Origin of the sequence: Negativicoccus succinicivorans (genome assembly GCF_018372215.1) — a bacterium.
Classification (GTDB): Bacteria; Bacillota; Negativicutes; order Veillonellales; family Negativicoccaceae; genus Negativicoccus.
Genome location: NZ_JAHAJN010000002.1, coordinates 1 through 13060, shown reverse-complemented (window position 1 = coordinate 13060; position 13060 = coordinate 1). Strand labels below are relative to the sequence as shown.

The following is a 13060-nucleotide window of genomic DNA, read 5'->3' as shown; positions in this document are numbered from 1 at the left end:
TTATAATGAGGAAAACTAATCAACTCATAAAGCGGTGGAAGGGGTGCGGACTATGATCCATTTTAATGAAGTGTTGTTGCCGGCCGACGGCTCGGAAAACGGCGTGCGCGCGTTACAGCATGCCATCGAGCTAGTAAAATTGTCCGGCGGCACACTCTTGATTTGCCATGTGGCGAATGTGGTATCGGTGATTTCAGGATTTGATCAAATTCCCAGCGGCTCCGGGTATGTCAGTGAACAGATGGCTGAGGATCTGGAAGAAAAAGGGAAAGAGATTCTGGAAAAATTGGTTCGTATGGTGCCGGCGGATATTCCGGTCAAGACCATTTTTGAAGTAGGTTCTCCCGGACCGACTTTGTCCGCGATCGCCGAAAAATACAACGTGGACTTGATCGTCATGGGGAGCCGCGGCTTAGGGCCGCTGAAAGGCATTTTCATGGGCTCGGTTTCGAGTTACATCGTCAGCCACGCGAAATGCCCGGTTTTGATTGTAAAATAAAAAAGCGGACGGGCAACCGTCCGCTTTTTTAGTAGAAAGAATACTTGGGGGATCCTATGGAGCAACGTATTCGCTGGCTATATGAAGAGCTTCCCAAATGGGTAAGCGAAGGGATTTTGACACCAGAGGCGGCCGATCGTTTGCGCGCCCGCTACGGTGAAGTAGCGGCGCCGGGTCTGCGCTGGGGCCGGATTATTTGGCTGGTGCTCGCGGCGGTCTTGGTCGCGTTCGGCGCGCTGTTGATTTTATCGGATCAATGGTACGCGCTGGCGCACAGCGTGCGCTTCAACTGGGTAGTCGCGCTGGCGGTGGCGGCGCAGTTGGCGGTGGCGGTCGTGTTGGCACTCGAGCCGAAAGCGATCGCTTGGCGCGAGGCGGCCGGAGCGTTTTTAGGGATTGCGATTCCCGGAGCGCTGCAGCTTGCGGGAGATATTTACCAATTATCGGAGTGGAATCAGATCGCGTGGGCGATTTGGTCGCTTGCGCTGCTCTTGCCCGCGGTGTACATTGTGCGATCGACGGCATTGGCGTCGATCTATCTGATTTTGACGGGCGTGTTTGTGAGCTCTTTCGGCGTCACGAACGCGTGGCTCGGCGCGCAGCAGGTATGGATTTGGCTGGCGCTCGCCGCACCGTATTTTTACATTTTGTATCGCGACGGTTTCCGGGAACTTTCGTTGCTGATTTTCAGCTGGATTTATGCGCTGGCGATTTTCTTCGCCGCGTTGGTGGCGTTGGCGGATGTCGCGGTTGTCAGCTTGGCGCTAGCCACGATCATTGCCGCGTTTACGTTTCTCGTCGGGGCGATGGTCGGCAAACAAACCGGCTGGGGCATGCCGTTTCGCGTATTGGGTGGCGGCGCGCTGGCGGTATGCGTGCTGCTGGCCACGCAACGCTCGCTGTGGGTGTACATATCCCGCGCGACACCGCAGGTGTTGCCCATCGTTGTGTTGGTATTGCTGTTGTTTGCCACCGGCGTGCTTTGCTGGCGCCTGATGTTGCGTCGTGAGTATACGCTGGTCACGGTTGCGGCCGTGCCGTTGTGCGTGACGCTGGCGACTTTTATTGCGGCACTCGGTTACGGCTACACGTTTTTGGCCATTGTCTTTATGATTTACTATTTGGGTGGCGTTGCCGCGTTACTGATCAACGGCTTGCGTCGCAGTTCTCTTTGGCGTACGGACGGCGCGCTGTTTTTACTCGCGCTCTTTATTGTGGTGCGGATCGGCGATGAGTCGTTCACCTTGCTGCAGCGGGGTACGGCATTCGTCGTGATGGGCGTGTTAATTTTGGCGGGGCATTTGGCGATGGCCACATGGCAACGCAAGCAGCGGGAACATACGAACCAACGCGTGCGGCGCGCTCGTCGGCAGGAAGCGGCTCGACGCAGCGCGCCCGCGCAGGACCATTCGGCAGCATCGGCACGGCCGCCACGCATGCGCGGCTCGATGACGCCGCCGGCAGCTGACGAGCAGACGGCAACGAAAGAGCGGACTTCGCGCGCGGAGTTACCGCCGCGTCGCCCGCCTCAAATGCCGTCATTACCGCCGCGACCGACCTGGCACAGCGACAAGCAAGAGGAGGATAAATAAATGGCGACCAAATGGAAATACCTGCTCGCGTTTCTCGTCCTCGCGCTGGTGCAGTTGGGGGTCATCTTCAGCGAGCGCAGTCAATTTGAAGAAGTATTGAACAACGGGATCACGTACCAATCGCCCGCGATTATCGCCGGTACGCGTGTTGATTATGTCGATATCCGTCTACAGGAAAATATCGATCCCTTTGTGGCGGAGCCGTTGAGCAAAGCCAAATGGCTCGGTGAAAATTTACCGGAGAATCAGGAAACGATTTACGTCGCCGTGGCGCATGATAAAAACGGCATGCTGATGGTGAAAGGCGCGGATCTGAAAAAACCGGCGCAAGGCGACTACATCAAAACGATCGCTTGGGGCGTCGACGATGGCGTGGTATCCTTCCCCATCCCGTTCATGCGTTTCTATTTACCGGGTTACCAATTACAGGATTTGCCATGGGATGAATTCATGGCGTTTGATCCGTTGACACCGGAACAGGTGGAGCAAAAAGAAGCGGAGCTGGCGCGCGCGGAAGCATCACCGGAAGCGGCGGATATGCGCGCAGAAATCGCCCGACATAAAGCCGCCGGTGAACCGATTTCCGTGCCGCGGCATCAAATCATCGCGGAATTTAAATTGGCAGACGGTCACGGAGTGATTACGGAAGTGTATGTGGACGGACATCCGCTTTCCGGTTGGTATCAGACAAGCGCGGCACCGGCGACCGTTGAAATTATCCCTACAACAGAAGGAGCAAAGAAAGCGTGAAAGTGAATACAAGTACGGACGCATTGTCGCATGAAGCCGCGGCTTGGTTGGCGGGCACGTTGGATACGGAAGAAAAACGCCGGCTGTTACTACGGTTGGCGGATATTTTTAAAGTGCTCGGCGAGCCGACACGGCTGAAAATTTTGCGTGTGCTTTGGCAAGGCGAATGTTGCGTGAACGAGCTGGCGGAAGCAATTGATATGGAAGCGTCCGCGGTCAGTCACCAGCTGCGCATTCTTCGCCAGGCGCACTTGGTGGATTTCCGTAAAATCGGTAAAAATGCCTGCTATTTTTTGGATGACGCGCACGTGGTGCACTTGCTTGAGCAGGGCCTCAACCATGCCGCGCATCGGGGAGAGGAGTAGCCATGCGGCTGTATTTGATGCGCCATGGTCATGCCGTCAAAGAACGGGCGACGTTGGACAATTTTCATCGTCCGCTGACGGATACCGGCATCGCGGAAACGGAAAAGATGGGACGCCACCTGAAGGAAATGCTGCCGGATCAGGCGGTCGGAATTTATTTGAGTCCGCTGGTGCGCACGCAACAGACCGGCGAGATTTTGGCGCGGACTTTGCGCGACGGTCGCGCGGCTGCCGATGTGACGAGCGGGACGTTGTATGCGTTGGCGCGTGACAATTGGGAGTCGCTTGATAATCATCTGATCAATCTGACGGCCTCCGGCGGTCCCGAGCATGTCTTCTTCGTCAGTCACCAACCGTTTTTGGAAGCGTGGTTGTACGGACTGACCGGGGTCAGCCTTTCCTTCAAACAAAGCAGCGTCGCGGTCATCGATTTGCGCCGCGGCAAAAAATCAAAGTTGGTGGCGTATTTGACGCCGTCATTGTGGGAGAAATAAATTGCACAGTCACTTTTTTGCCTATTTGGCACGGATGAAATTCATCAAGCGCTGGGGCCTGATGAAAAACACGATGCTGGAAAATATTCAGGAACACAGTTTGCAGACGGCGATGATCGCGCATATGCTGGCGGTACTTCGCAATGTCCGTTACGGCGGTCATGTCGATCCGGAACGGGCGGCCGTTCTCGGTATGTACCATGATGTCAGCGAAGTGTTCACCGGCGATATGCCGACGCCGGTCAAATATTTTAATGAAGATATTCGTGCGATGTACGGCACGATCGAGCAGGCGGCCGTGGAAAAATTGTTCGCCACGTTGCCCGCTGACCTGCGCGACGCGTATCGGGCGTATATTTTGACGCCGGAAGAAGATCCCCTGTGGGAATTGGCGAAGGCGGCGGATACGCTCAGCGCTTATTTGAAATGCGTCGAGGAACGTACCGCGGGCAATCCGGAGTTTGATGAAGCGTACGCGACGATTCGTAAAAAATTGGAAGAGTCACCCGTACCGGAAGTGCATGATTTTCTCGCGATCTTTGCGCCGAGCTTCATGCTGACCTTGGACGCGCTCAATGCGGATGCGAAGGAAGAAAAATGACCTCACGGCCGATCCTTTTAATCAATGACTATATCGAGCACGGCACATCGAATATGAATGTGCTGGAGCCGATTTTGCGCGCTCTCGGTTATCCCGTGTCGGGATTGCTGACGGCGGTAATGAGCCACAGTTTCGAGTACGGAGACTATGACTATTTTCCGCTGACGGAGCATCTGCGGCGGACCTTGCCGCTTTGGGAGAAACAGGGTTTCACGTTTGCCGCGGTGGCGACCGGTTTTATCGACAGCCTCGGCAGTTTGGAACAATTTGCGTTGCTGCGGGACGCGTTACCGAAATGGCGCGCGCAAGGTTCGTTTATTCTGGTGGATCCCGTGATGGGGGATAACGGCGCCTTGTATCCCACATTGCCGCAGGAACTCGTCACGGAAATGCGCACGCTTTTGCCGGTGGCGGATATTATTACACCGAACTGGACGGAAGCGGCGTTGCTTTTGGGGGAAGATCCCGCGTGTGAGCAACGCGTCGCGCCGCAATGGCTCGAACGCTTATGCGCGTTGGGAGCAAGAGCTTGCGTAATCACGGGCGTGGGAAATCCTGACGCGAACGTCGGAACCGTTTATTATCGGTCGGCGGACGGTCACACGGGCGCTGTCGATTTTGCGCGCCTGGCGCCGAATTTCAGCGGCAGTGGCGATTATTTCAATGCGGTACTGCTCGCGGCGTTGCTGCGCGGGGAATCGCTTGCGCAGGCGGTGAAGACGGCGGCGCGATTCATTGAATTCGCACTGTGTGAAACGCAAGCGCAGAAAATTACCGCAGGCAACGGCTTGATGCTTCGCGGCGCGTTGCAAGGGACGGTAAAAAAATGGACGGAAGACGAATGAGAGCAAGTAAAAAGCGCTTACCGCGGTAAGCGCTTTTTTGGTGCTCAGCTTTTGCGACCGAGGATCGCGTTGACGCGATCTTTAATATTTCCTTCCGAAGCTTTTTTCGGCGTGTCCTTTTTGACATCTTGGGTCGGTTTGGTTTCCGACGTCTGTTTTATTTCTTTGGAAGGTTTATCAACTTTTTCTTTTTTGGCTTTCGCTTCGGGGGTAACGGCTGCGTTCAAACGATTGACGATCGCGTGGCCGTCTTCACCGGAGGAAAGGGTGTACAGTGATTGGCCGCCTACATAAATCGCGCCGCCGTCCAATCGCGCCGGTTGCATTTTATGATCATGGAAAAGACGAGCCAAACGACCAGCAACGTAGTACGCGCGCGTTTCGGCATCATAATTTCCGACTTTAACCGGTGTCAATACGGTCTTGTCGTTGACGATAACATCGGCGCCTTTGACGGTGACGCGGTTACCGGAATACGCCTGCATGCGGTTGACCGCTTCCGTGACGCGCGATTCGTTGCGCGGATGCGAGTTCGGCGCGATAACGCGCGCGATGCCGCCATTGAAACCGGAGCCGTATTCTTTCAATAAGGCGTGCATCGCAGCCGGAGCGCCGCCGAGATTGTAATCCGTTTTTTCCAAAATGGTAAAACCGAGCTCATCCGCAGCTTTTTCCTGACCCATCGTGAATACTTCGTTGTTGATATAGTTCAGAGCTAAATTCATCAGCAGCGTTTGCGCGGCGGACGAATCACCGCCGGAAAGAACGGCGGAGCCGGCGACGGCGAGGCTGAGCTTTTTGGTTACGCCATTGACGATATCGCGATGTTCGCCGTGACTGACTTCATGCGCGAGCACAAATGCCAGCTGCTGATCGTCAAGCACGTCCAATGTGCCTTTGTTGACGGAAAGCACGGCTGCGAGCGTGCAGTAGGCGTTAATGTCATCGGAGGGGTTCACAAAAATCACATACTTCCGCTTGGGCACGCCGCTTTTCACAAGGGAATCCAAAATGCGTTGGGCGCGTTCCTGATAGGCGGCATTATCATAGTAACCGCTTTTCTCTTTGGCATTGGCGAGAACCTCTTCCTGCCCGTTTTCGTCAAGTTCGCGTAACTGCTCGCGAATCGCGCCCATTTGCACCGCGCCTTTGAGTACGGAGACGCCGATATCACCCCACGAGGCCTCCACCGGTACCGCGAGCGGCATCGTTAAGAAACAAGCGGCAAGGACCGCTGCGGTATATTTACGAAATGTAGGGAACATGTGACCACTCCTTTCGAAACGAAGGTTATTTTTCTCAATTATAGCATGATGTTTTTCTTTTTATTTACGGATCGTCAACTCGTCTAAACCGTAGTAGCGTTTCAAACCGTATTGGGAAACGCCGTTGTCGAGTTCCACGTAGAAAATGTGACGCAGCATGCGCTGCGTAAAGGGAAGCGCCTCGAGTTCGACAGCGGTATAACCTTGCGCCCGCGCGTCACGAATGTACGCCATGCGCGCCTGATCGATTTCGTAAATTCTCACGGTAAAATACAATGTGCCGAGCAAAAACGGCAGCGTAATCAACAAAATGATACCGACAACGAAACGCTGCTCCCGCGCGAAGGCGCGGCGAACTACGGGCACGTCATACAAACCGACCGTGCCGGCAATCAGACACAACACGGCGAACATCGATGCGCGAGCGGGAAACGTCGGCGCGCCGAGCATCGCGAGATTGCTGACGGCGGCAAGCGCTACGGTAATCAGTAAAAAGCGCACGGGGGGATATTGATTCCAAAGCGTGCGAAATGTCAGCCGCCAGCCGGCGGTTTTCGTTACCGCGGGAGTGAGCATGAGGCGGCGGCGCAAAAGGCGATAGACGAGCCAGATGAGCAAGAGGTAAAGGCCCATCTCTTCGACGCCGGAGCCGAGATTTTGCAGAAGGCGCACCGTTTTCGGCTTGAGCAAACCGAGCGCGTGAACGATTGCGATTAAGCCGTCGCCAAACCAACGCCCGATGAAACCGTCAGTGGCATATGACACTGCGAGTACCGCCGCGAGAGCGCCGGCGATATACAGCGGACGTTTCGATCCGGATGGCGCTGTCGTATTACGTCCGTAACGTGAGATCGCGATTTGGTGATAGGCCAGAACCCACATGAAAATCAGCGGCAAAATATAGAGCATCATCTCGCCGTTTCCCGCGAACTGATTGCCGATTCTTCGACCGATGGAAGCGGACACTTCCGCTACGCGGACAAAATTACCGGGCGCCGCGACCAGCGCGATGAAACCGAGTACGCTGCCGACGACGCCTGTGATCTGCCAGCGGTACCGCTGACCTTTACGCCAACTGTACAGCGTCACAGCGGCCGCCGCGACCAGAGTCGCGAGCGAAGCGTTTTCTTCGCCCCAACCGGCGAGAATGCCGAGCAAAAACATAGCGCCTGCCGCCCAATAACTGTCGGCAAACGTTCGTGTCGGGCGCAGGGAAAAATGATACGGTAAAAGGAACCAGACCATGATGGTCATCGTCCACAGATATACGGTCGAGCCGCACATCCATACCGCCACTTCACCGAAATGCGGCAGCGTGTACCAAAGCGCGAGCAGCACAGCGGCGATGCGCACCGGCGCGGGTGATTTTTCAATACGTCCCGCGCTGTGCCAGCTGAGACCGAGCGCCATTAAAATGAAGCAAAGCGCGTTGGCTATATTGAACCAAATCTTGGGCCAGCGCAAAAAATTATCCAACACAAAAAAAGCGACCATGCGTCCGCCGTGCATTTGGTAGTGACGCGCGAGAGACGTCATGACGTCATGAAAGTTTTCGATCGGCACCAGCGTTTGCCAAATCAGCGCGTACTCATAATCATCGCGATGCCAGGGCGTCCAGCTGTTCAGAGCGAACATGTAGATAAACGCGGCGCCAAGCAGCAACCAGCCGCCGTAGCGACGCCACCAATGCAAGTGAGAAGAAGTTCGGTTCATATCATTTCCTTTATTTTACTTTACTGTCGATCGTTTTCGTCACGCAGTTTTTCAAAAAGAGCCGTCAGATCGGCATCCGCCAATGCTTTTTGACGTTCCGCCGCTTCGTCATCGGGAAAATACGCGGAGGCTTCGATCGGCGTATCATCCGGAAAATATCGGACATAGGCGCTTTCCACTCTAAACAAATCCTGGCGGGCGCTGAATGTTCGGCGTGCGTGTTCCAAAATCAAGCGCGCCTGAATACGCGCCGCTTTGCGAATCGCTTCCTCGGGCGCATGGCGCGAAACCGCATACATAATGTGCAACGCCTGCATGGATATACCTGCATTTTGGTCGCTGTCGCGAATGATGCCGTCAAAGGAACGATAGATGAAATCCGTTTCCTGCAGAGGTTGCATGCCGACGCGATCGTAGACGGTCATGTTGTCGCGCGGCGCGGTAGCGTCCAGCAACAATTTCGCCATCAGATTCATCACCGCTATCACCGAACCGGGATCGTTCATCGAGGGGGAAATCGAGCGTTGCGCGATTTCTTTTAACACGATAAAACCGAAACGAGGATCCTGTTCATAACTGCGCGTCGGCTTAACGATAAAGAAACTGCGTAAAAGCGACAGATCTTCTTCCGTCAACGAGTTCGAACCGTCATTCAGGTAAATATCCGCCAGCGGTTCGCCTCGATACAGAAAGTCACCCGGATTCAAGCGAATGAAAACATGCGCGTCATGTTTTTTCGCCCACTCCTGTAAAAGGTCCAAATGAAGCTGCGCGAACTCGCCCGTCTCGGCGCAAATAAAATGCGCATCCGGCAGCGCGTCTTTAGCCGGCACCCATGTGGCGCCGAGGTTAGGCAGGCTGCGATAACGGCGCATGGTCTCTGCCGCTTTGGCGTATACCTTACCCATCGTGTCGCCCAAGTGTCCGAGTGTCGATAGTACCTGCACCCAGCGGATCAGTACAACAATCAGGTAGGCGATGACGACAATCGTGCTGAGGAAAAAGAGGAAGCGGCCGTTTTGCGCGAAGGAACCGCTTCCTAAGGCGATCTTTGTGATAATGGCATAAATAAATGTCGAAATGAAACTGGCGATGGCGAGTCGGGTGCTGTCGTCCGCCATGACGAGTTCGACGGAACGCGGGGTCGCACCGCGTGACGCGGAAGAAAACGCATTCTCCATAATGGAAAGAGAAAACGTGGTGACCGCCAGCATGCTTGACGCCAAAATGGTCAACAGGCCATCGATCGTGCGCGACGGAATATCGGGAAACAAGTTGGTCGGCAGATAACGTGTGCTGACGAGCACCGCGATGACATATACGATAACAAACAGTGCGCCTTTGGCGGGTTGCCACCAAATGGTATTGCGCGGTTGTTTCAGCCAACTGAAAAATTTTAATGTAGTCAATATGGTACCGCCTTTTGCCGAATCCTTTACGAGCCAATGAAAACAAATAATTCTTACCGTTATTATACCACTGACGGCGCGTTCTCACGGCTAAACGGCGCAAAAGCAAGGCGCGAGCGCATCGGGAAGGACGGCTTTCGCAATAGCGCAAACGAAACGCGAGATATGTTTGCGCAATAAAAAGCTCCCGGATTCGGGAGCTTTGAATGTCATCGAAATCAACATAAAATTGGAGCGGGTGAAGGGAATCGAACCCTCTACATTCAGCTTGGGAAGCTGACGTTCTACCGATGAACTACACCCGCTTGACGGTACATATTATAGCATATTTACCGTCCTCTACCAAGTGAAGGTAAGCGTCGCGACGCTTTTCCATTATTTCAAAATGACTTTGTGGACCTGGGCCGCGATGAGTTTTTCACCGTTCGGTTCCGCGGCGAGCATGTTGAGGAACATGTAGGAAAGTTGCGAGCCGATATAGTTGCGGAAGTGGTTGAAACGCGCGCCTTCGAGATCGGCAGCGCTCATGCCGTAATCGCGTTTGGCGATTTCTTTCAGAATCGCCACGCTCTTTTGCGCGGCCGGCGAAGAGAGTACCCAGTCATGGTCGCCCAAGTGAACGATGTAGCCTTCCTGACGGTGCGGGTCACGAATGCCGTCACCGGTTTTGTTCAACAAACCGTACGCGAAGGGATCTTTACCGGCGATCATTGCGCCGGCTTTCAGCCAGCCGGCGACGGTTTCATTACCTTTCGCCGAGTTCGGCGCTTCATGTGCGCAAGCCTGGGCGACGACGAAATCCGCAGGGAAACCGCGGTAAATAATTTCCGCGATGGAGAAAATATGGTGAGCGCCGGTGCCCGCAATCGTATATTCCTGCAGCGAACGGCCGTTTTTCTGCCAGGCGAAAACGAACGGCTTCGCGATATCGTGCAGAAGTTCCGCGCCGAATGCGATGTCGCGATTGACGTTATACATGAAAACATCCCGGTATGTATTGCAGACGGCTTCCGTGATGTGCATGTTGGCGTTGACGTGCGTAGCCAAGCCGCCCGGGTACGGATGGTGACTGCCGTAACCGCTGCCCGGCGCCGTGCGGAATTCCTGAATTTTGCCGTCGGAGACGGGGAAGAAATGCGCCTCGTCGGTTTTTGCGGTATCGACCAAGCCTTGGTTGGCCAGCTGCGTGTAGATGCGATGACGCGCCGCCGGTGAACTGTATTCCTGCAAGAAACGCAGCGCCGGATTTTGGATGAGGTCGGTGACTTCGCGCCGCAGTCCCGCATCACGAATTTTTTCCGCGTAACCCAGGATCGAACGGTAGCAACCTTCGATCAGCGGCGCCTGTTGGCCGCATGCGATGGCGTTTTGCGGAATCGCGTCGTACATGACCGGTTTCAGCTGACGCGATTTCACTTCCAGCTCGCGCGCCAATGCAAAGGACGGCATGGAGAGCATGGCCGCGCCCAATGCGGAGCCGGCGGCCAATTTCAAAAAGCCGCGGCGCGACATTGTCGCGGGCGTTGCGTACATTTCTTCGGTAGACATAGTAATTCCTCCTTTGTTACCCTGTATGGATTCGTCCATAGATAAACGTAACTATAAAGGAGGTTTATTTATAATTTGTTTGGGTTTCGGTAAAAATACGCAAAATTACGGAAATCGCTCTTTGAAACTGAATTTTACAAATTTTAAAAGATTTTTTCACCGTAAAACGATATTGACTCTGTATCCTCAGAAGGAAACCAAGTACCATAAATCAAAGGAGGGTTTACTATGTTCGGCTTGGGCATTCCTGAACTTATCTTAATTTTGGTGATCGGCCTGGTGTTGTTCGGACCGGGTAAACTGCCGGAAATCGGTAAAGCGATGGGCAAAAGCATGCACGAATTTAAAGACGCGATCAACGGCAATGAAACGACCGCAGAAGCGCATAAAGACGTTACCGTCGCTTCGTCGTTACCGCCGAAAGAATGAAAAGCGCAACCTCCGTGGCCTGCTTCGCCGATCCGCAGGAGATGACGCTGATCGATCATCTCGGGGAGTTGCGCCGGCGGCTGATCCGTGCCATTCTGGCGGCCGTGGTCGGCATGGCGGTGAGCGGCTGTTTCATCGATTTCATTGTAGCGTTCATCACGGCGCCTGCGGGTCAACTGTATTATCTGCGACCGGCGGAAGCGTTTTTTATTTATGTTAAAGTAGCGATGGTGGCGGGCATTGTCTTTGCCGCTCCGGTGTTGTTTTATGAATTTTGGGCGTTTTTGGTGCCGGCGTTTACGCAAAAAGAACACGCGATTCTGGCGCTGTTGGTTCCCGGTTCGCTACTGCTTTTTTTAGCGGGAACGGCGTTCGGCTTTTTCGTTGTCTTGCCGCAGGGGCTGCATTTTTTTCTTTCCTTCGGCGACAGCACGGTGCAACCGCTGATCTCCATGGAAAGTTATTTGGATTTCGCGTTGATGCTGATCCTGCCGTTCGGGTTTGTGTTTAATTTGCCGCTGGTTCTTTTGGCGCTTGCTGAAATGGATGTGGTGTCGTCCGCATGGCTCAAAGCGCAACGCCGCTTTGTCATCTTGCTGGCGTTTATCGCGGCGGCGATTATTACACCGACGACCGACCTGGTTTCGCAAACGCTGCTGGCCATTCCCATTTTGCTTTTATACGAAATCAGCCGATTGATTATTCGCTACGGTTTACACAAATAAAAAAAAGGGTCTATAATAAATCGTGTTGGTAGAAGTAAATGATACTTCTGTCATCACGATTTTTTTCGTAAATAAATACATGTAAAATATTTGTAAAAATATCGAAAATTCGTATAAATAGCTTATTTTTCGCGAATAATCGGGTATAATTATACGGGTATAATTATAAATGAAAGAAGTGCAATTAAAGTGATTGAAAGGAAAAAAAGTGAGGAAAAAATACAGGGATAAATTTACCAATCCCGAAATCGTAAAACGAATTGAACAAATAGAAAATTCTCCACAAATGCAATCAAAACTACTTTTAGTAAAAAATGGAATGAAGAACAACATTATTAATCCATTTGTATTAGTTATAGGTGCCATGTTCGGATTTATTGCATTAAGCGCGATGCGCGCGATGCTAGATATTTATTCGCTTCTTGTAATGGCTGCTATAGTGTATTTTTGGGAAAAATATTCAGAACAACGAAGAAAACAACGAAGAAATGATCTTGCAAAATCCTACATTGATAATTTCCTATTACCAGTGTTGAATGAAATCTTGCCTGATACAACAATTGATTATTCTAAGAAAATTGATTTGAAAGCAATGAAAAGGTTGGTTCCTGATTCTCAGTATTATTTTGGAAACTGCCACATAGTATTTGGTGATGATTACAAAACAGAGTTTTCTAATATGCAAGCATACACAGAAACTGAAGATAGTGAAGGACACACACGACAAACTATTGATTTTTGTGGACAGGTTTTGATGGCGAAATTTGACACTAAAATAAATGGACACATAAGAGTAGTTCCCATAAAAAAAGGTAAAGTACTTGG

General features: G+C 52.8%; 14 protein-coding genes and 1 tRNA gene. 10 read left to right on the top strand and 5 right to left on the bottom strand.

The annotated features are described in order from the left end of the window. The first annotated feature begins 52 nt into the window (after positions 1-52). Genes KIB08_RS01505 through KIB08_RS01475 form a run of 7 tightly spaced genes read left to right on the top strand, consistent with a single transcriptional unit; the run spans position 53 to position 5146 of the window. Complete coding sequence (locus KIB08_RS01505; RefSeq protein ID WP_024048181.1) at positions 53-499, top strand: universal stress protein; 447 nt, start codon at positions 53-55, stop codon at positions 497-499. 56 nt (positions 500-555) lie between these two features. Further along, complete coding sequence (locus KIB08_RS01500) at positions 556-2091, top strand: DUF2157 domain-containing protein (RefSeq protein WP_303988668.1); 1536 nt, start codon at positions 556-558, stop codon at positions 2089-2091. Further along, positions 2092-2841 carry a hypothetical protein gene (locus KIB08_RS01495; RefSeq protein ID WP_303988665.1) on the top strand — a complete coding sequence of 250 codons (750 nt, stop codon included), beginning with the start codon at positions 2092-2094 and terminating at the stop codon, positions 2839-2841. After that, the gene (locus KIB08_RS01490; RefSeq protein ID WP_371712915.1) at positions 2838-3206 is read left to right on the top strand and encodes an ArsR/SmtB family transcription factor; all 369 of its coding nucleotides are present in this window, start codon (positions 2838-2840) and stop codon (positions 3204-3206) included. Before KIB08_RS01495 ends, KIB08_RS01490 begins: the two co-directional genes overlap by 4 nt. Before the next feature lie 2 nt (positions 3207-3208). Continuing rightward, positions 3209-3700 carry a SixA phosphatase family protein gene (locus tag KIB08_RS01485; protein ID WP_303988662.1) on the top strand — a complete coding sequence of 164 codons (492 nt, stop codon included), beginning with the start codon at positions 3209-3211 and terminating at the stop codon, positions 3698-3700. Between the two features lies 1 nt (position 3701). Beyond that, the gene (yfbR, locus tag KIB08_RS01480; protein WP_303988659.1) at positions 3702-4301 is read left to right on the top strand and encodes a 5'-deoxynucleotidase; all 600 of its coding nucleotides are present in this window, start codon (positions 3702-3704) and stop codon (positions 4299-4301) included. Next, complete coding sequence (locus KIB08_RS01475) at positions 4298-5146, top strand: PfkB family carbohydrate kinase (protein ID WP_303988657.1); 849 nt, start codon at positions 4298-4300, stop codon at positions 5144-5146. The genes yfbR and KIB08_RS01475 overlap by 4 nt, the downstream gene beginning before the upstream one ends. A 44-nt stretch (positions 5147-5190) precedes the next feature. Here KIB08_RS01475 and KIB08_RS01470 read toward each other — a convergent pair whose 3' ends face one another. The 5 genes from KIB08_RS01470 to KIB08_RS01450 all read right to left on the bottom strand — a co-directional run bounded on the left by KIB08_RS01470 (position 5191) and on the right by KIB08_RS01450 (position 11081). Continuing rightward, complete coding sequence (locus KIB08_RS01470; protein ID WP_303988654.1) at positions 5191-6411, bottom strand: M48 family metallopeptidase; 1221 nt, start codon at positions 6409-6411, stop codon at positions 5191-5193. A gap of 60 nt (positions 6412-6471) precedes the next feature. Continuing rightward, positions 6472-8124 carry a DUF3329 domain-containing protein gene (locus KIB08_RS01465; RefSeq protein ID WP_303988651.1) on the bottom strand — a complete coding sequence of 551 codons (1653 nt, stop codon included), beginning with the start codon at positions 8122-8124 and terminating at the stop codon, positions 6472-6474. A 20-nt stretch (positions 8125-8144) separates the two neighbouring features. Continuing rightward, complete coding sequence (locus KIB08_RS01460) at positions 8145-9533, bottom strand: DUF2254 domain-containing protein (protein WP_303988648.1); 1389 nt, start codon at positions 9531-9533, stop codon at positions 8145-8147. Between the two features lie 230 nt (positions 9534-9763). After that, positions 9764-9838 (bottom strand) — tRNA-Gly (locus tag KIB08_RS01455). 70 nt (positions 9839-9908) lie between these two features. Continuing rightward, positions 9909-11081, bottom strand: coding sequence for a hypothetical protein (locus tag KIB08_RS01450; protein ID WP_303988645.1), 1173 nt, complete (start codon positions 11079-11081; stop codon positions 9909-9911). Between the two features lie 228 nt (positions 11082-11309). On the opposite strand from KIB08_RS01450, the gene KIB08_RS01445 reads away from it, so the two are divergent. The 3 genes from KIB08_RS01445 to KIB08_RS01435 form a co-directional block, all read left to right on the top strand. Beyond that, positions 11310-11510 carry a Sec-independent protein translocase subunit TatA/TatB gene (locus KIB08_RS01445; protein ID WP_024048106.1) on the top strand — a complete coding sequence of 67 codons (201 nt, stop codon included), beginning with the start codon at positions 11310-11312 and terminating at the stop codon, positions 11508-11510. Continuing rightward, positions 11507-12235: a twin-arginine translocase subunit TatC gene (gene tatC, locus KIB08_RS01440; protein WP_303988640.1), complete on the top strand. Its 729-nt coding sequence runs from the start codon at positions 11507-11509 to the stop codon at positions 12233-12235. Before KIB08_RS01445 ends, tatC begins: the two co-directional genes overlap by 4 nt. A 208-nt stretch (positions 12236-12443) precedes the next feature. Then, a partial coding sequence (locus KIB08_RS01435) for a hypothetical protein (protein WP_303988637.1) occupies positions 12444-13060 on the top strand: 617 nt, incomplete at its 3' end.

Excerpts from the sequence above, each read along its gene's own strand:
- KIB08_RS01505 (WP_024048181.1), top strand. The coding sequence starts at position 53 with ATGATCCATTTTAATGAAGTGTTGTTGCCGGCCGACGGCTCGGAAAAC.
- KIB08_RS01500 (WP_303988668.1), top strand. The coding sequence starts at position 556 with ATGGAGCAACGTATTCGCTGGCTATATGAAGAGCTTCCCAAATGGGTA.
- KIB08_RS01495 (WP_303988665.1), top strand. The coding sequence starts at position 2,092 with ATGGCGACCAAATGGAAATACCTGCTCGCGTTTCTCGTCCTCGCGCTG.
- KIB08_RS01485 (WP_303988662.1), top strand. The coding sequence starts at position 3,209 with ATGCGGCTGTATTTGATGCGCCATGGTCATGCCGTCAAAGAACGGGCG.
- KIB08_RS01475 (WP_303988657.1), top strand. The coding sequence starts at position 4,298 with ATGACCTCACGGCCGATCCTTTTAATCAATGACTATATCGAGCACGGC.
- KIB08_RS01470 (WP_303988654.1), bottom strand. The coding sequence starts at position 6,411 with ATGTTCCCTACATTTCGTAAATATACCGCAGCGGTCCTTGCCGCTTGT.
- KIB08_RS01465 (WP_303988651.1), bottom strand. The coding sequence starts at position 8,124 with ATGAACCGAACTTCTTCTCACTTGCATTGGTGGCGTCGCTACGGCGGC.
- KIB08_RS01450 (WP_303988645.1), bottom strand. The coding sequence starts at position 11,081 with ATGTCTACCGAAGAAATGTACGCAACGCCCGCGACAATGTCGCGCCGC.
- KIB08_RS01445 (WP_024048106.1), top strand. The coding sequence starts at position 11,310 with ATGTTCGGCTTGGGCATTCCTGAACTTATCTTAATTTTGGTGATCGGC.
- tatC (WP_303988640.1), top strand. The coding sequence starts at position 11,507 with ATGAAAAGCGCAACCTCCGTGGCCTGCTTCGCCGATCCGCAGGAGATG.